We start from the raw sequence: 17,417 nt of genomic DNA on the forward strand, positions 1-17,417 counted from the left end.
GACCGAACCACCACCCGGCGCCCTGACCTACCGACCCACCACCGACCTCGCCGCCCGCGTACGCATGACCTACCGCACCTGCACCCACCCCGGATGCGACGTCCCCTCCACCGACTGCGAACTCGACCACATCGTCCCCTACAACCACCACACCCCCCACCGCGGCGGATGGACCATCGAGACCAACCTCCACCCCGTCTGCACCGCCCACCACAAACACAAAACCGCCAACGCAGCCACCGTCGCCCACCTCGCCGGCGGCATCATCATCTGGACCCACACCACCGGCATCCGCACCCTCACCTTCCCCGAACTCGGATGCCCCACCACCGCACGCACCCGCCGACACCGACAGCGGCGACCCGTCCCCGAACCCGACACCACCACACCCACCTGGTGGGAACAACACATGTCCCCCACCACACCCGAACCCACCACCGCCGACCTCCGACACGCACCCACCGACACCGCCCGCACCCGAATCCGGCTCCTCCGCCGAAAACTACGACAACACAAAACCATCCACCACCTCCGCGAACGAAAGAAACCACCACCCTTCTGATCGGCCACGGACGGAACACGAGCATCTAGTCTGAAGGTATGGCTCGGAAGAACTCGACGACTTCATCACTCGCTACCTCGGCTCTGGCGGCCGCAGGCCTGCTGGGCGGCTTCGCTGTTGCGCAGCAGACCAAGAATCGACAACTCGGCGGCGCTGTGTTGGCAGCTGTGGGTGTGGCGAGCACCGCGTCATGGAATGCGGCTGCCGGTCCCAAGGTCGCGGGTGCGCTGTTGACGACGTACCTCGTCGGCTTCGGCGCATCGCACCCCTTGGCCAAGAAAATCGGAGCGTGGCCGGCGGTGAGCGTCGCAGCCGGAGCCACCGCGGCAGCGTCACTGGTGCTGACGCGTCAGGGCTGAAACTCGCCCGTTCGTACGAAGCGTTCCAACACCTCGGTCGGCCCGGCCAGATCCATGCCCTGCGACGCAACCCAGGCGTCGTCGAAGTACGTATTGGCGTAACGCTCACCGCCGTCGCACAGCAGGGTGACGACGCTGCCGGATCTGCCGGCCGCAATCATCTCCGCGATGACGCCGAATGCACCCCAGATGTTGGTGCCGGTAGAGCCTCCGACGCTTTTCCCGAGGGCCGTCGATGCGTGCCGCGCAGCGGCTACCGAGGCGGCGTCGGGTACCGCGATCATTCTGTCGATGACCTGTCCGACGAAGGACGGCTCGACGATGGGACGGCCGATGCCCTCGATGCGCGACGGCTTTCCGGTGGAGAAGTCGGCACGGCCGGTCTCGTAGCCACCGATGAAGGCGGAGTTCTCGGGATCGACGACGGCCAGTCGGGTGGAGTGGCGTCGGTATCGGATGTACCGACCGATCGTTGCGCTGGTTCCGCCTGTGCCCGCCCCGACGACGATCCACGTCGGGATCGGCGATTCCTCGTGGGTGAGTTGATCGAAGATCGATTCCGCGATGTTGTTGTTTCCGCGCCAGTCGGTTGCGCGCTCCGCGTGGGTGAACTGGTCCATGTAGTGGCAATCCGGCTCCGCTGCGAGTCGGTGCGCCTCGGTGTACATGGCGGAAGGATCGTCGACGAAATGGCAACGACCCCCGTGTGATTCGATCAGTGCAACCTTCGTCGGCGACGTACTGCGCGGCATTACTGCGACGAACTCGAGGCCGAGCAGGCGCGCGAAATACGCTTCGCTGACGGCGGTGGATCCCGACGAGGCTTCGATGACCGTGGTGTTCTCGGTGACCCATCCGTTGCAGATCGCGTACAGGAACAGCGAGCGCGCCAGGCGATGCTTGAGGCTGCCGGTGATGTGCGTCGACTCGTCCTTGAGGTAGAGCTGCACTCCCCATGCCGCGGGAAGTGGGTACCGCAGCAGATGTGTGTCGGCCGATCGTTGAGCGTCGGCGTCGATGAGGCGTACCGCGTTGTCGACCCAGTCGCGGGCCTCGGAACGGTCGACGACCTTGGTCACTACTTGCCGTCCTCGCCGCGCAGCTTCGCCTGAAGGTCGGCCCGGGCACGGCGACGGCCCTCGTCGACGCCGGCGATCGACTCGTTGACGCGGATCCGCAGGGACTTGAACAGCACGAGCGAGAGGGGCAGCGAGATCAATACGGCGAACACCGCGGCGACCAGTACGGGGATCTCGACGCCCACGAGCAGCCCGACTCCGACGATCACGGCGGCGATCACGAGGACCAGAAGCAGACGCGCTCCGCTGTAGATCGCGACGTCTCGCAGGAGGCGTCCTTTGGTCGCGGTGGGCTCGGGTGGTGTGTTGCGTTCGTTCACGGCCTTCAGGCTACCCGCCCTTCGACCTGCGGTTGGACCCGCTGCAACGTCGCATATCGGACAGCCGGACTTGACCGATTTGTCTATTACCTCCCCTTTACCTTCTTTAGATCAGTCGAGTACCTAGGGGTTCGAGTGCCACCATGGTGCTCGAACACGAATTTGCTCCATCCACTGTCCGGTTCGTGACCCGCCTTCGGGCCGGGCCTACCGGACACCGCACGCAGGAGGACACGACCAAGATGAGCGCACCAACACTGCACAAGGCTCAGGATTCACTGCTCACACCGGGGCAGGTAGCGGCGCTCTTCCATGTGGATCCGAAGACGGTCACCCGTTGGGCGCATGCCGGTCGTCTGGGATCGTTGCGTACGCCGGGCGGTCACCGCCGGTTCCGCGAGGCCGAGGTCATGCAGCTTCTGTCGTCTCTGACCACCGAGGCCGCTCACCACTGACCCCGTAGACCGACTACCGACGCCAGGTCGAACACAAGTGCATATTCTCAGGAACTTGCGAACCGCGTTGGGGTGCACACCGCATCCCAACGCGGTTACGCTGGTCTGAGGAGGTGCGTCGTGATCTATCTTTTGGCGTTGATCGGTTTGGTGGCAGTCATCGTCCTGTTCTGGAAGGCCTTCGGTCCGACTGCGCAGGCTCCGGCTGGACGGACCGTCGGTCCGGATGACGACCCGGAGTTCCTGTGGCGTATGAACCGAGATGTTCGACGGTCGGGCACGGACAGTCAGGACACGGGCAAAACCGAACCTACAGAATGAAGTACAGCAGCCCGCCTCACGAGGCGGGCTGTTCCGTTCGCCCCTTCGGGTGCGCCTAGCGCGTCCTCGACTCGTTCGCGCGCTGAAGATCTTCCGGCCGGTTGCTGGGAAATCCCGACGCCACCGCCGCCGCCAATTCCAGCAGCGCGGCGCGAGTTCCGCTTTTCAACCTGTTCAAGTCGATCTCGGCGCCTTCCTCGAGGTGTGGGTCGAACGGGATCAACACAACCTGACGGCAGCGTTGCTCGAAGTGCTCGACGACCTTGCCCAGATCTACTTTGCCTGCTCGCGGCCGAACTGCGTTGACCACCGCGACAGATGAGCGGACCAACTCGCTGTGACCGTGCGCGTCGAGCCAGTCGAGTGTCGCCGACGCGCTGCGGGCGCCGTCCACGGACCCGGAGCTGACCACGACCAGCGCGTCCGAGCCGGCGAGGATGCTGTTCATTGCCGAATGCATGAGCCCGGTACCGCAGTCGGTGAGCACGATGCTGTAGAACTTCTCGAGCAGTTCCACCGCGGTGTCGTAGTCCTGGCCGCTGAACGCCTCGGACACGGCGGGGTCGGTGTCCGACGCGAGCACCTCGAGACGGTGCGCATTCTGTGAGGTGTATGCCCGTACGTCGCTGTAGCGACTCAAATCGTCGATGTCCCGCAGCATGTTTCGAACCGTCGCGGGCGTCTCCAGCGGTACCTTCTGGCTGAGTGTTCCGCGGTCCGGGTTGGCGTCGACGGCAATGACGCGGTCCCCGCGAATGGATGCGAACGTCGACCCGAGCGATGCCGTCGTCGTCGTTTTGCCGACGCCGCCCTTGAGGCTGAGTACCGAAATGCGATAGCAGCCGACGAGATGGCGCTCCGCCTGCCGAGAGAGCCGGGCCAGACGCTCGTCGCGGTGGCTGTTGCCGAGATTGACCCGCCGCAGCGTCACGTCGTAGACCCACTTCCGCCACCCGGACACAGGCGGCGGCGAAACCTGCCTCACGAGAAGGGCATTGGTCAGATCCGACGCCGACGCCGACGCGACCGGAGGCAACTGACCCTGCGTTCCGAGGTCCGGTGGAGTCGGCCTGGGTTCTGCAGTGGCACGGCCTTCTGTGCTCACACGGCCGTAGGTGGTCGATTCGGGCGGCATCGGGACCGGGGTCGAGCGAAATCCCCCGGTTCTGGGCCCACTACTCGCAGGCTCGACAGACGACCCAGCCTCGTCGGCCGAACTGGACTTCGCCGCCGTCTCTGCTTTCGCTGGGGCCGCTGATTTTTCCGGAGCTGCTGTTGTCGCCTTCTCGGTCGGAGCTTCGGCGCGTCGCTGCCAGGGCGAGGCGTCCGGCGTGGATACGTCAGGTTTCGGGGATGCCCCGGTCCCAGCCTCCGGCGGTGGCGCGGCGGGTGCGCCGTCGTCCTCCCCCTGCTCTGCCGGACGTACCGGCTGCCACGAACTCATCTGCCACTCGGCCATGGCGTTTCCCCCCCATCATCCGACTCCCCAGTCGGAGGGTGCGCGCCCCCGGCGCACCCGTCACCGCCGGACGTTACCAGCTGAGCCTGCGACCTCTCGCCCGCGACCGATGCGCCCTATCGGCTAGTTGAGCCCTGCGTAGGAGTGCAGTCCCGAGACCACCATGTTGATGATGAAGAGGTTGAACAGCATGGCTGCGAACCCGGTGATGTTGATCCAGGCAGCGCGGGTGTTGCGCCATCCCGATGTTGCGCGGGCGTGCAGGTATGCGGCGTAGATGATCCAGGTGATGAAGGACATCGTCTCCTTGGGGTCCCAACCCCAGAAACGGCCCCAGGCTGCTTCGGCCCAGATGGCGCCCAGGATGACGCCTGCACCGAAGAGTGGGAACGCGACGATGGTGGTCTTGTACGCGAGTCGGTCGAGCGCCTGGGCGTCGGGGAGCCTGGACGCGAAGCGACCCCAGAAGCTGCTGCTCTCGTCGCCCGCGGGTTGCTTCATGCGGAGCAGGAACAGCAGGCTGGCGACGCCGGAGACCAGGAAGATACCGCTGCCGACGCTGACGATGGTGACGTGGATGGGCAGCCAGAACGAGCGAAGCGCAGGCACGACAGGTGCTGCGTCGGCGTACAACTTGGTCGCGGCCATGAACATGAGGACGATGATCGGCGCGAGGACGAACACGAGCATCGGTCGCATCGTCTTCTTGCGCAGCAACAGGATCGAGGTGAGCGCTGCGGCGGCGGTCGCCATGGTCACGAACTCGTACATGTTGCCGAGTGGGAACCGGTGTGTGGCGAAGCCGCGCAGTACGACGGATGCCACGTGGAGCACGAGCGCCAGGATCAGCAGAGCGAAGCCCATGCCTGCCAGACGCTCCGACAGTGGACGCTTGGGGGTCTCGACGACACGTCCCGGTACGCCCGCCCCGAGTGGAGTGGGGGCACCGCTGCCGACGAGCTCGCGTGCCTGGACCTTGGTGGCCCGCTGCGAGGCGTACTGCGCGATGAGCAGAACGAACGCGAGGACGTAGATGGTGAACGCGGATTCGAAGGACCAGTCGCTGTACTGCGAGAGCGTCTCGTTGATCGGCATCGGTCAGTTCTCCTGCTTGTCTGTGTTCACTGTCTTGACTTCGCCGATCAGCCGCTCACACAACCGGTCGAATTCTTCTCCCCAGCCCGCCTGATCGGTTCGGGCGAGTCCACCGAGTTCTACTACAGTACGTCGTGAGTCCGGTTCCGTGTGCAGCCGGACCCAGACTCGGCGTCGTTTGATCACCAACGACACGAGCAGTCCGCCCATCATCGTCAGTGCGAAGACCAGCACCCAGTTCTGTGCTGGATCATGCGATACCTGCAGGTTGACGAACTCTTCTGCGCCGTCGAAGCGGACGTTGGTGCCGTCGGACAGGGTCGAGGACTCCCCTGGCTTCAAGTTGACCCGGTCCTGCTTGACGAGCCTGCCCTGGTTGACCATTTCCTGGTTGAGGGAGAACAACGACTGCGGGTATCCGGTGTCGAGGCCGGTGTCACCTTTGTAGATGTCGATCGCGACGGCGGGATCCGTCATCGCCGGGTAGCTCGACGACAGCAGGTTTCCGTGGAAGAACGCCGTCGGCGCGAACAGACCTTCGATTGCGATCTGATTCTTGCGACGCTCGGTTGCTTCCGGGTACAGGCCGCCGGGAGGGTCGATTCGCAGGACTCCGCTGGAGAGGAACGTGGTGGCGTCGGTCGGTTGCCACTGGATCGTCTCGGTGCGTGTCTCGCCGTTCGGGAACGTCACGGTGAACGTCGGTGCGTATCCGTGGCCCTGCAGGTAGACACGGTCGCCTGCGACGCGGAGCGGGTGGTTGACCTGGAGGACGTCGTCGCGCCAGGTGTTGCTCGCCAGGTCTTCGCCTGCCTGGTACTCGATGTTCGACGTGAACATCTCGGCCTGACCGTTCTCGAGGTAGTCGGCCTTGAAGTCCTTGACGCGGATGCACAGGGGCTCGAGGCCGGTGCCGTCGACGAGTTGGCCGGCGCGGAAACCGTCGTAGATGGCGGGCGTCGTACTGCAGAAGCCCGGTCCGTCGTTGGCGATGACGACGACGTTGCCTTCGTATCCGAGCAGCTTCCCCAGGGCGATGGCGGCGAGAAGTCCGACGAGCGAAAGGTGGAAGACGAGGTTGCCGAACTCGCGGAAGTATCCCTTCTCGGCGGACAGCGTCACCTCGCCGGTGCCACCGGTGCGCTGCGCGACGCGCCACCCACGCAACTGCGCCTTCACCTTTGCCGCGGTGTCCTCGGCGGATTCGTCGGACACGTACCGGCGGTGGTGAGGCAGACGCGACAGGTTGCGCGGCGTCGGGACGGGCTTGGTGCGGAGAGCTTTGGCGTGTTCGACGCATCGCGGCACGATGCAGCCGATCAGCGAGATGAACAGCAGCGCGTAGATCGCGGTGAACCAGAAGCTGGAGAAGACGTCGAACAGTTCGAGCCTGTCCATCCACGGACCGAGCGTCGGCCTGGCTGCGATGTACTCGTCGACCTTGCCGGAGTTGAGGCTGCGCTGCGGAACCAGAGCGCCGGGGATCGCGGCGAAGGCCAGCAGGAACAGCAGCACCAGGGCGGTGCGCATGCTCGTCAGCGATCTCCAGGTGTTGCGCACCAACGCGAGCGCACGCCCGGGTAGCGACTGCTTCTGCGGTGCGACGCGAGTGTCGAGGTCGGTCATATCGGCAGCACCACGTCGGACACGAAGGCGTCGCGAACCCAGCTCACGAACACGTCCCACGCACCCGTGACGAGTGCAATTCCTACTGCTATCAACATGATTCCGCCGAACACCTGTATCTGTCGTGCATGGGTGCGAAGCCAGCCGACTCCGCGTAGAGCGCTTGCCGAGCCGAACGCGAGGATCACGAACGGCAGGCCGAGGCCGAGGCAGTAGGCGACGATCAGCGCGACACCGCGCACTGCCGTTGCACCTTCGGTTCCCGCGGCCAGGGAGATGACGCTCGCCAACGTCGGTCCGAGGCACGGCGTCCAACCGAGGGCGAACACTCCGCCCAGCAACGGAGCGCCGAACAGGCTGCCGACCCGGCGTGGTTCGAATCTGACGTCGCGTTGCAGTGCCGGTACCAGACCGATGAACACCAGGCCCATCGCGATGGTGACGACCCCGCCGATGCGCATCAGCAGTTCACGGTTGACCGACAACACCGAGATCGCCCCGAACACCGTGGCCGTCGCGAGGACGAAGACGACGGTGAATCCGAGGACGAACAAGCCCGCGGCGCCCGCGACCCGCAGCTTGCTGGCCGTGCGCACCTTCGTCGTCGACGCTTCCGCCGCGGTGACGGCAGGCGCATCGGCACCGACCACGCCCGCCAGGTAGGACAGGTAACCGGGAACGAGAGGTACGACGCACGGCGACGCGAACGAGACGAGGCCGGCGAGGATGCAGACACCGAACGCGAGAACGAGCGGCCCGGAAGCCGCCGTGGTCTGGAACGTCTCGCCTATGCCTGCGGCGTACAACTCGATCACTGGCTTTCCGTCTCCTCGCCTGCAATCCGCTCGACGACGGGTTGCAGGTCCTCGGCGAGCAGCTCACGCAGGTACACCGCCGCCACGCGGTGCTGCTTGTCCAACACGATGGTCGTCGGGACGACCGATGTGGGGATGCCGCCGAGGGCGGTGAGGGTGCGCATCGGAGGGTCGTAGATGGACGGGTAGGTCACCTTGTTGTCGATGACGAAGTCCTGCGCCTTGTCCTGCGCGTTGTCGCGGACGTTGATGCCGAGAAACTGGACGCCGAGGTCCTTGGTGTTCTCGAACACCTCTTCGAGATCGTCGGCTTCACCGCGACACGGTCCGCACCACTGGCCCCACACGTTCAGTACGACGGCCTGGCCCTCGAAGTCCGCGAGCGACGTCGTCTTTCCGTCTTCCATCAGGTCGGGGCCGGACAGTTCGCCGATGGTGCCGCGATCCGACGGGGGGTCGTAGAAGATCTCGGTCTGGCCGCCGGGTGAGACGAAGTCGAAGGTTCCGCCGGTCGCGACCGCGTCGGTACCCGTCGCGCAGCCTGCGGTGACTGCGACGACGGCCAGAGCCGAAGCGAGTACCTTACGCACCGGTGACTCGTGGATCGCTGGCGCCCGCGGGCTCGGAGTAGACGATGTCGACGAGCGTGTCTCCCTCGTAGACAAGGGAAGTCAGCGACGCGAGACCGCACTGACGGTGCCGCGGGTCGTGCCACAGACGCTCACCCTGCAGGAATCGACGCAGGGTCCAGACGGGGAGCTGGTGACTGACGACAACGGCTTCGTGGCCGACGGCTGCGACGCGAGCGGCGTTCACTGCGGCCAGCATCCGGTGCGCGATCTGCAGGTACGGCTCACCCCACGACGGCGTGAACGGGTCCCGCAGTTTCCACCAGTGCCGTGGCCTGCGCAGTGCCCCGTCGCCGACGGCGACCCGGAGGCCTTCGAACTCGTTTCCTGCCTCGATGAGGTTGTCGTCGGTGGCGATGTCGAGTCCGTGCGCCTTCGCGATCGGACCTGCCGTCTCCTGCGCCCGCTGCAGCGGGGACGCGATGACGGCGGTGATGTCGTGTCCGGCAAGCGCATTCGCCACAGCTGTCGCCTGCGTCTGCCCCTTCACCGACAGCCGGAACCCGGGGAGGCGTCCGTAGAGGATGCCCTTGGGGTTGTGGACCTCACCGTGCCGCAACACGTGGACGATGGTGCGCGTCGTCTGATGCGGATGCGCCTCCGGTGTACTCACTTGGTTCCTGCTTCGGCTCGGGCCGCTGCACGTGCGGCGTGGGGAAGGGCGTCGGCGATCTTCTCGAACGCGGCGTCGTCGAGGGCAGCGGAGACGAACCAGGCTTCGAACGCGCTCGGCGGCGGGTAGACCCCGCGCGCGAGCAGTGCGTGGAAGAAGTCGGGGTATCGCCACGTCTCGGCTGCTTTCGCGCCTGCGTAGTCGGTGACGGGCCCGTCGGAGAAGAACACGCTCACCAGTGTGCCTGCGAACTGGACGTGGTGACGAACGCCTTCGGCGGTCAGGGCATCACCGAGCAGCCCACCGAGTCGCTCCGCGTTGTTCTGCAGCTTCTCGTAGACGGACGCGTCGGCCAGTTGCAGGCTCGCGAGACCGGCCGCGACGGCGACGGGATTACCGGACAGGGTGCCTGCCTGATAGACGGGACCGGCCGGTGCGAGGTAGGCCATGACGTCGGCGCGCCCACCGAAGGCTGCGGCCGGTAGTCCACCGCTCATGACCTTGCCGAAGGTGTACAGATCGCCCGCGGCGCCGTCGATGCCGTACCAGCCCGCTGCGCTCACGCGGAAGCCCGTCATCACCTCGTCCATGATGAGCAGTGCGCCGTTGTCCGTGGCCAGGCGTCGTAGCCCCTCGTTGAAGCCGGGGACCGGTGGAACTGCGCCCATGTTGCCCGCGGCGGCCTCGGTGATGATGCACGCGATCTGGCCGGCATTCTCGGCGAAGGCGTGCTCCACCGCGGCGAGGTCGTTGTAGGGCACGACGATGGTGTCCGACGCCTGTGCCCCAGTCACCCCGGGAGAGGTGGGCAGGCCGAAAGTGGCGAGACCGGACCCGGCGTCGGCGAGAAGCGCGTCGACGTGGCCGTGGTAGCAGCCGGAGAATTTGACGATCTTGGTGCGCCCGGTGAAACCACGGGCGAGGCGGACGGCGCTCATGGTCGCCTCTGTGCCGGAATTCACAAGCCGAACCTGGTCGACGGGGCCGACGCGGCGCACGATTTCTTCCGCAAGTGCGATTTCCCGCTCGGTCGGAGCGCCGAACGACAGACCGGTTTTCGCGGCCTTCTGCACGGCCTCCACGACGACCGGATGAGCATGCCCGTGAATCATCGGGCCCCACGACGAGATCAGGTCGACGTACGAGTTCCCGTCGGCGTCGATCATGGTGTATCCGCTGGCCTCGGTGATGAAGCGCGGCGTACCGCCGACCGAGTGGAACGCACGAACCGGGGAGTTCACCCCACCCGGGATCACTGCGCTCGCGCGCTCGAAGAGCTGGGCAGATACTGGTGCGTCGTCGCCGGGAGAAACAGTCACGACCCCCAGTGTCCCAGGTTCGTCGATTTCGCCAACTACAGGGCGTAATAATTCAGGACTTCTCGTCCTCGTCGTCGTCCTTGTCCTCGGGCATGACTACCATCGCCACGAGGATCAGCGCCCAGATACCGATGGGCCACCCGGGCCAGTACCCGTTCAGTTCCCCGTCGGAGATGGACTGAAATCCCCAGATGCCGGACATGATGATGACGCCGCCGAGCCACCATCGCCATTCGTCCCAGTACTCGCGCCACTCGCGAGCATCCTTCGACTCCGCGGGTTCCGTGGCCTGCGTGGGCACGGGGAGATCGTCGGTCACTTTCGCGAGTTCGCCTCGCGTCGCTGATTTCCACACCAGGTCGAGGCGCTGCTCGTATTCGACGAGCGTCAGCCTGCCGTCCGCCATCGCGGTACCGAGGAGCTGCGCAGTGGCCTCGCGCTCCGCGGTACTGACGCGCAGCTTCTCCATATCGGAACCCATGGACAAGCACCCCATCTCGGTCGGTGTCCGAAATGCCAGGTTATCGCGGATCGCCGACGAGTTCAGCCCGATATCGATCCAATCGATCGGCGAGTCCGGCGTTCGGATCCGACGCGGGAAGAGTCACGGCAACGACGTCATGGCCGCGGTCGCGCAGTTCGGGCTCCAACCGCGACCAGTACCGTGCGTCACCGCCTGCGCCGGGGACGAGAACGAATGTGTGCATCGCCGCTGAGCGTAAGCGCGTGCCGGAACAACCGCGGAATTACGGCTGGCGGTGCTCGCCGACGTGGTTGTCGTCGGTGCGGGGGTCGATCTTGCTGCCGCGAGGATCGAGCGGGTTACCGGGATTGTTCGTGGGGTTGTGGGTGGTGTGGGCCGGGTTCTGCGTGGCACTGTGGTCGCCCGAGCGCGCGTCCTGGTGCACGATCTTCTCTGCCGACGCCTTGTCCACGTCACCCGAGCGAGAGCGGGTCTTCACGTCGGGGTCGATCTTGTTGGCGCGTGCGAATTCCGCGTCCAGCTCGTCGCGTGAGGACGCGGCGTCACCCTGGTGGTTCTCTGCCTGCAGCGTGAGCCTGCGCGCCTCGGCTGCCTTCGCTTCGGCGTCGGCCTGTGCGCGGCGGGCTTTGGCTGCGCTTTCGTCGGCGCGCGCTTGACGCTCTTCGACTTCCGTTGTTCGGTCGGCGGCCTGCTCACGGATGCGTTCGGCCTCGACCCGACGGCTTGCTTTCTGCTTCTTGGACAGGGCCAGCGCGACGGCCACGACGAGAAGTACCACTACTACTGCGATGACGATCCATACTGCTGTGTTCATTGTGGAGCCCCCAACTTGTCGATGATGGGTTCGGGTACCCGCACGGGGGTTCGACAAACTACGAACCGGCGGTTCACCGGTTCAAGATGTCGGCGACGGCCTCCGAGTCGAACCATGCGGGTGCGTCGGCGAGGAACTGCTCCCGGTCCACGCTCCCCGTTCCCGCCGGGATTCGCCCGAGAATCGGGACCCCCGCTACGTCGGGAAGTTCGACGAGGTTGGTACGAGCGGCAAGGTCGGGCTGCGATGGCCACGCTCCCACGATCAGTCCCGCACAGAAGACGCCTGCCCGGTCGAGCGCGGCGACCGTCAGCGCGGTGTGGTTGAGGGTTCCGAGCTCGACGCCACACACCACCACGACCGGTGCACCGATCTTCGCCGCGACGTCGAGCAGCGTAAAACCCCCGGAGCCGAGCCGGACGAGGAGGCCACCGGCACCTTCCACCAGTATGACGTCCTCGGTCAGCGAGACGATGTCGTCCACCACCGCGCCCAGTTCCAACGCAGGCATTCCGGCGAGGCGCGCGGCGACGTCGGGCGCGAGCGGGTCCGGATAGCGCGCAGTTTCCACGGACCTGGTGATCCCGGTCAGCCGCTCGATTGCCGCGAGGTCGCCCGCCTCGCCGTAGCCCAGACCTGTCTGCGCCGGTTTCACGACGGCGACCGACGCCCCGAGAGCAGACGCCGTTGCCGCGATCGCCGCTGTCGCCACGGTCTTTCCGACGTCGGTGGACGTGCCGGTCACGACGAGAACCGTCATACCGCAGCCCGATGCAGAACGGAATCGAGGACGTTCGCGACGGCCGCGAGCTCAAGGTCGGTGAGGTTCGCGCGCGCGGTCAACCGAAGCCGGGAAGTCCCTTCCGGCACGGACGGCGGCCGAAAACAGCCGACGTGTACGCCTCGCCGAAAGGCGTCCTGCGCTGCGTCGTACGCCCGCTGCGGATCGCCTAGAACGACGGAGACGACGGCCGACTCGGAACGCTCGACGCCGGCGATGTCGGCCAATTGGTGTGCGCGACGACGCACGTCCGCCGCCCGTTCCGGTTCTCGCTGCAGGATCGCGAGTGCTGCCCGAGCTGCTCCGGCAGCCGCGGGAGCCAACCCGGTGTCGAAGACGAAGGGCCGTGCGACGTCGATCAGATGATCACGCACCGCGTGCGTCCCGAGGACCACACCACCCTGCGACGCAAGGGATTTGGAGAGCGTCGCGGTGACGACGACGTCAGGCAGGCCCTGTAATCCCAGTTCGTGCACCAGACCACGGCCACCGGACCCACGGACGCCGATTCCGTGCGCCTCGTCCACGAGCAGGGCAGCCGAATACCGTCGGCACAGTCCGTGAAGTTCTCGCAGAGGCGCGAGGTGACCGTCGGTGCTGAACACAGAATCGGTGACGACGAGCGCACGGTCCTCGGTACGTGTTCGAAGCGAGTGTTCGACGGCGTCCAGGTGCGTACGGTCGAACACCTCGATCCGTGCTCTCGACAGTCTGCATGCGTCGATCAGCGACGCGTGCGACGCGGAATCGGACAGCACCACCGAATCGCGTCCGGCCAGCGCGGCGACGGCGCCCAGGTTGGCGGTGTACCCGGAGGAGAACACCAGCGCGGATTCCGCGCCGACGAAGCGAGCCAGGTCGTCCTCCAACTCCTCGTGCAGCGTCGTGGTGCCGGTGACGAGCCTCGAACCCGTGGCACCCGCGCCCCACCGATTCACCGCAGCGCACGCGGCGTCCACCACCTCGGGGTGACGAGAGAGGCCCAGGTAGTCGTTCGAGGCGAGATCGATCACGGGGCCGTCATCACCGGGCCGAGCGGGGCGCGGACGCAGCGTTCGGTGGACCCCGCGCTCGCTGCGCAGGCGTGCTGCTTCGGTCAACCAGTCGAGTGCCGCCACACGGGCGACCCTACTTGAACACCGTTCAAGTTCGCGCGACGGCCCCGATCGCACGCGCGATCCGCGCAACGTCCTCGGCCGCGCAGACGTACGGCGGCATCGCGTAGACGAGCTTCCCGAACGGCCTGAGCCACACACCCTCGCCGACGGCGGCATCGGTCCCCCGCTGCATGTCGACGGGCTCGTCCATCTCCACGACCCCGATCCCGCCCAGCACACGAACGTCGGCGACGCCCGGCAGATCCCCCACCCCGGCCAGACCGTCGCGCAGGCCCGTCTCGATGCCCGCGACCTCGGACCTCCAGTCACGTCCCAGCAGGAGCTCCACCGCAGCAACGGCGACGGCGCACGCCAGCGGATTGGCCATGAACGTCGGGCCGTGCATGAGCCCGCCCGCCTCACCCCCGCTGATGACCTCGGCGACGTGCGATGTCGTCAGTGTCGCCGCCAGGGTCATGTACCCGCCGGTCAACGCCTTGCCCACACACATCACGTCGGGAGCGACCGAGACGTGATCGGCGGCGAACAACTCACCGGTACGCCCGAATCCCGTGGCGATCTCGTCGAACACCAGCAGCACGTCGTGCTCGTCGGCCATCCTCCGTAGCTCGGTCAGATACCTCGGGTCGTGGAAACGCATGCCTCCCGCGCCCTGCACGAGCGGCTCGACGACGATGGCCGCGATCTCGTCGGCCCTCGCCGAGAGGATGTTCTCGAACTGCCCGAGGTAGCCGGCATCGAACTGCCTCGGCGGGGCGGGCGCGAAGATCTGCCGGGTGAGGACGCCGGACCACAGCGAGTGCATCCCACCGTCGGGATCGCAGATGCTCATCGGCGCGAACGTGTCGCCGTGATAGCCGCCGCGCCAGGTCAGCAGCCTGCACTTGGCCGGTTTGCCCAGACTCCGCCAGTACTGGATGCACATCTTGACCGCCACTTCGACGGACACCGAACCGGAGTCGGCGAAGAAGACCTTGTCGAGACCGTCCGGGGTGATGCTCACGAGCAGCTCGGCCAACCGCGCCGCGGGTTCGTGCGTGAGCCCGCCGAACATCACGTGACTCATCCGGTCGATCTGGGCGTGCGCGGCCGCGTCGAGCACCGGATGGCGATATCCATGCACCGCCGCCCACCACGAACTCATTCCGTCGACGAGTTCGCGCCCGTCGGCGAGCGTCAGCCGGACACCCGATGCGCCCGCGACGACGAGCGGCGACGTCGCAGAGGGAAATCCACCGTAGGGATGCCACACGTGCTGCGCGTCGATTGCGGCGATCTGCGCTGCGTCCAAGCTGGTGTCCGTTCTCGTTCGGGGGCGAAGCCGGGCAAGTGGAATATGTAACACCCGTGTTACGTCTGCATTACACTCGCCTGCATGGAGGCACAACACGAGCCGGCCCGGTATTCGTGGCCCGACGGGTTCCGCGAGCACCTGATCCGCGAGTTCGACGGTTACAGCCCTCTCGTCACCCGCGCACTGGAGGACAACGGCGCCTCGGTCTTCGGCGACGGGCCCTACGGGCGCAGCAAGTTCTGGTCTCGGCTGCGCAAGTTCGGCCGCGAATATCTGTGGCCCGCCTGAGCGAGCCGGATCCGTAGGTTACCGTCGAGTATGGCAACCACTTCGGAGCATCTGCGTAACACATTGGACGGCCGTTGGCGCGACGTGAAGAACGAAGCGCGCGCTCAACTGGTTCGCGACGAATTCCGTCCTCACTACACCCCCAACACCGTGATCGCGCGCACCAAGGCGCTGGAGCAACTCAAGTTGCTGGCCCAGCACGGTGCGGCGGACGATGGTTTCAAGAAAGAGCACGGAGGCACCGGCGACGTCGGAGCCGCGGTCACCATGATCGAGATGCTCGCGATGTCGGACCTGTCGCTCATGGTCAAGGCCGGAGTCCAGTGGGGACTGTTCGGCGGCGCCATCGAGAACCTCGGCACCGAGCGTCACCACGATGCCTACGTACGGCGCCTCATCGACCTCGACTTGCTCGGATGCTTCGCGATGACCGAGACCGGTCACGGCAGCGATGTGCAGTCGCTCGAGACGACGGCAACCTACGACCGTGAGACCGACGAGTTCGTCGTCCACTCCCCCACACCGTCGTCCCGCAAGGACTACATCGGTGGTGCAGCCGAAACAGCAACGGTGGCCGCAGTGTTCGCGCAGCTGATCACCGCCGGCCCGGGCGAGGAACCCGAAGGACACGGCGTCCACTGTTTCTTCGTCCCGTTGCGAGACGAGGACGGCAACGACCTCCCCGGCATCACCACCTCGGACTGTCAGTACAAGGGCGGACTGCCCGGCGTCGACAACGGTCGCATCATGTTCGACAACGTCCGCATTCCGCGGGACAACCTGCTCAACAAGTACGCGGACGTCTCCTCCGACGGCACGTACTCCTCGCCCATCGAGAACCCGAGCCGTCGCTTCTTCACCATGCTCGGAACGCTGATCCGTGGCCGCGTCACGGTCGGCGGGTCCGCCGCCGCCGCAGCTCGGGTAGCCCTTGACATCGCCACGCGATATGCGTTGCAGCGCAGGCAGTTCTCGGCACCGAAGTCCGACGACGAGGTGCTCATCATGGACTACCTCGTGCACCAGCGCCGGCTGTTCCCGTTGATCGCGAAGTCCTACGCGTTGCAGTTCGCGCAGAACGAACTGGTCGCCAAACTGCACGAGCTGCAGACCTCGGACAACCCCGATGCCGAAGAGCAGCGCGAACTGGAATCCCGAGCCGCCGGCCTCAAGGCCGCCAACACCTGGCACGCCACCAGGGCGATCCAGGAAGCACGTGAAGCATGCGGCGGCGCAGGTTATCTCGCGGAGAACAGGCTGATATCCCTCAAGGCCGACACCGACGTGTTCACCACGTTCGAAGGCGACAATCACGTGCTCACGCAGCTCGTGGCGAAGGAACTGCTCACCGCGTACGCCGACGACGTCAAGTCCATGAGCCCCGTCGAATGGGTGCGGTTCGCCGCAGAGTTCGCCGGTGATCGCGTCGTCAAACGCACTGCGGCGCAGACGATCATGCAGACGATCCTCGACACCCGCCAGGACAACGAGGAAGAGGGCTCCCTGTTCAACCGCGGAACCCAGGTCAAGATGTTCGAGGACCGCGAGGACTACCTGCTCTCCACCGTCGCCCGCAGGCTGCAGAGCAAATCGAAGGAAACGAGCGCGTTCGACGCCTTCAACGCCGTGCAAGACCACGTGCTGCACGCAGCCAGCGCACACATCGATCGGATCATCCTCGAAGCCTTCGTCGCCGGCATCTCCTCCTGCGAGGACGAGGCAGCCAAGGAACTACTCGAGCAGGTCTGCGACCTCTACGCACTGTCGGTCATCGAAGAAGACAAGGCGTGGTTCATCGAACACCGCTACCTCTCCACCGAACGCTCCAAAGCCGTCACCCGCGGCATCAACGAACGTTGCCGCACCCTCCGTCCGCACGCCCTCGAACTCGTCGAAGGCTTCGGCGTTCCCGAACAGCTCCTCGGCGCAGCCATGCTCGGTCACCCCCAGGCCGGCAGCGACGAAGAGTCCGCCTCGAACCCCAGG

21 protein-coding genes are annotated in these 17,417 nt (G+C 65.9%); 6 read left to right on the forward strand and 15 right to left on the reverse strand.

Translation table 11 applies throughout. The features are described 5' to 3' along the window. On the forward strand, positions 1–562 hold a 562-nt coding region (locus BH95_RS29560; RefSeq protein WP_244164967.1), incomplete at its 5' end, for an HNH endonuclease signature motif containing protein. Between the two features lie 38 nt (positions 563–600). Then, positions 601–921, forward strand: a complete 321-nt coding sequence (locus BH95_RS14015) for a hypothetical protein (RefSeq protein WP_033188633.1) — start codon at positions 601–603, stop codon at positions 919–921. Here the strand turns inward: BH95_RS14015 and BH95_RS14020 are convergent. Then, positions 912–2,000 (reverse strand): PLP-dependent cysteine synthase family protein, encoded by a 1,089-nt coding sequence (locus BH95_RS14020; protein ID WP_020112508.1) that lies wholly within the window; start codon positions 1,998–2,000, stop codon positions 912–914. The genes BH95_RS14015 and BH95_RS14020 overlap by 10 nt on opposite strands. Beyond that, the gene (locus BH95_RS14025) at positions 2,000–2,320 is read right to left on the reverse strand and encodes a DUF4229 domain-containing protein (RefSeq protein WP_019666475.1); all 321 of its coding nucleotides are present in this window, start codon (positions 2,318–2,320) and stop codon (positions 2,000–2,002) included. The genes BH95_RS14020 and BH95_RS14025 overlap by 1 nt, the downstream gene beginning before the upstream one ends. Before the next feature lie 242 nt (positions 2,321–2,562). Between BH95_RS14025 and BH95_RS14030 the strand changes: the two genes are divergently transcribed. Then, complete coding sequence (locus tag BH95_RS14030) at positions 2,563–2,775, forward strand: BldC family transcriptional regulator (protein ID WP_026348035.1); 213 nt, start codon at positions 2,563–2,565, stop codon at positions 2,773–2,775. 120 nt (positions 2,776–2,895) lie between these two features. Further along, positions 2,896–3,096, forward strand: a complete 201-nt coding sequence (locus BH95_RS14035; protein ID WP_019666477.1) for a hypothetical protein — start codon at positions 2,896–2,898, stop codon at positions 3,094–3,096. Between the two features lie 55 nt (positions 3,097–3,151). Here BH95_RS14035 and BH95_RS14040 read toward each other — a convergent pair whose 3' ends face one another. From BH95_RS14040 to BH95_RS14100, 13 genes are all read right to left on the reverse strand, one after another. Beyond that, positions 3,152–4,555 carry a MinD/ParA family ATP-binding protein gene (locus BH95_RS14040; protein ID WP_244164968.1) on the reverse strand — a complete coding sequence of 468 codons (1,404 nt, stop codon included), beginning with the start codon at positions 4,553–4,555 and terminating at the stop codon, positions 3,152–3,154. Positions 4,556–4,678: 123 nt separating this feature from the next. Continuing rightward, on the reverse strand, positions 4,679–5,650 hold the full coding sequence (ccsB, locus tag BH95_RS14045) for a c-type cytochrome biogenesis protein CcsB (RefSeq protein WP_019666479.1): 972 nt from the start codon (positions 5,648–5,650) through the stop codon (positions 4,679–4,681). 3 nt (positions 5,651–5,653) lie between these two features. Further along, positions 5,654–7,276: a cytochrome c biogenesis protein ResB gene (gene resB / locus BH95_RS14050; RefSeq protein ID WP_037163774.1), complete on the reverse strand. Its 1,623-nt coding sequence runs from the start codon at positions 7,274–7,276 to the stop codon at positions 5,654–5,656. Further along, on the reverse strand, positions 7,273–8,091 hold the full coding sequence (locus tag BH95_RS14055; protein WP_019666481.1) for a cytochrome c biogenesis CcdA family protein: 819 nt from the start codon (positions 8,089–8,091) through the stop codon (positions 7,273–7,275). Before BH95_RS14055 ends, resB begins: the two co-directional genes overlap by 4 nt. Continuing rightward, on the reverse strand, positions 8,088–8,681 hold the full coding sequence (locus BH95_RS14060) for a TlpA disulfide reductase family protein (protein ID WP_019666482.1): 594 nt from the start codon (positions 8,679–8,681) through the stop codon (positions 8,088–8,090). Before BH95_RS14060 ends, BH95_RS14055 begins: the two co-directional genes overlap by 4 nt. After that, positions 8,674–9,333, reverse strand: a complete 660-nt coding sequence (locus tag BH95_RS14065; RefSeq protein WP_019666483.1) for a histidine phosphatase family protein — start codon at positions 9,331–9,333, stop codon at positions 8,674–8,676. The genes BH95_RS14060 and BH95_RS14065 overlap by 8 nt, the downstream gene beginning before the upstream one ends. Next, a complete protein-coding gene (hemL, locus tag BH95_RS14070; protein ID WP_037182774.1) occupies positions 9,330–10,652 on the reverse strand; it encodes a glutamate-1-semialdehyde 2,1-aminomutase in 1,323 nt (440 codons plus the stop codon). Before hemL ends, BH95_RS14065 begins: the two co-directional genes overlap by 4 nt. Before the next feature lie 52 nt (positions 10,653–10,704). Continuing rightward, positions 10,705–11,133: a DUF1707 SHOCT-like domain-containing protein gene (locus tag BH95_RS14075; RefSeq protein WP_037182776.1), complete on the reverse strand. Its 429-nt coding sequence runs from the start codon at positions 11,131–11,133 to the stop codon at positions 10,705–10,707. A 40-nt stretch (positions 11,134–11,173) separates the two neighbouring features. Then, on the reverse strand, positions 11,174–11,359 hold the full coding sequence (locus BH95_RS14080) for an alpha/beta fold hydrolase (protein ID WP_019666486.1): 186 nt from the start codon (positions 11,357–11,359) through the stop codon (positions 11,174–11,176). A gap of 39 nt (positions 11,360–11,398) precedes the next feature. Continuing rightward, positions 11,399–11,950, reverse strand: coding sequence for a hypothetical protein (locus BH95_RS14085; RefSeq protein ID WP_019666487.1), 552 nt, complete (start codon positions 11,948–11,950; stop codon positions 11,399–11,401). Between the two features lie 73 nt (positions 11,951–12,023). Then, the gene (bioD, locus tag BH95_RS14090; protein ID WP_037163776.1) at positions 12,024–12,710 is read right to left on the reverse strand and encodes a dethiobiotin synthase; all 687 of its coding nucleotides are present in this window, start codon (positions 12,708–12,710) and stop codon (positions 12,024–12,026) included. Further along, the gene (locus BH95_RS14095; protein ID WP_037163778.1) at positions 12,707–13,849 is read right to left on the reverse strand and encodes an 8-amino-7-oxononanoate synthase; all 1,143 of its coding nucleotides are present in this window, start codon (positions 13,847–13,849) and stop codon (positions 12,707–12,709) included. Before BH95_RS14095 ends, bioD begins: the two co-directional genes overlap by 4 nt. A 25-nt stretch (positions 13,850–13,874) precedes the next feature. Continuing rightward, positions 13,875–15,140, reverse strand: coding sequence for an adenosylmethionine--8-amino-7-oxononanoate transaminase (locus tag BH95_RS14100; RefSeq protein ID WP_037182778.1), 1,266 nt, complete (start codon positions 15,138–15,140; stop codon positions 13,875–13,877). An 84-nt stretch (positions 15,141–15,224) separates the two neighbouring features. Between BH95_RS14100 and BH95_RS14105 the strand changes: the two genes are divergently transcribed. Next, positions 15,225–15,431, forward strand: coding sequence for a hypothetical protein (locus tag BH95_RS14105; RefSeq protein WP_033188642.1), 207 nt, complete (start codon positions 15,225–15,227; stop codon positions 15,429–15,431). Between the two features lie 30 nt (positions 15,432–15,461). Further along, the coding region (locus BH95_RS14110) for an acyl-CoA dehydrogenase family protein (RefSeq protein WP_080738105.1) at positions 15,462–17,417 on the forward strand (1,956 nt) is incomplete at its 3' end.

Origin of the sequence: Rhodococcoides fascians A44A (genome assembly GCF_000760735.1) — a bacterium.
Lineage (GTDB): Bacteria > Actinomycetota > Actinomycetes > Mycobacteriales > Mycobacteriaceae > Rhodococcoides > Rhodococcoides fascians_E.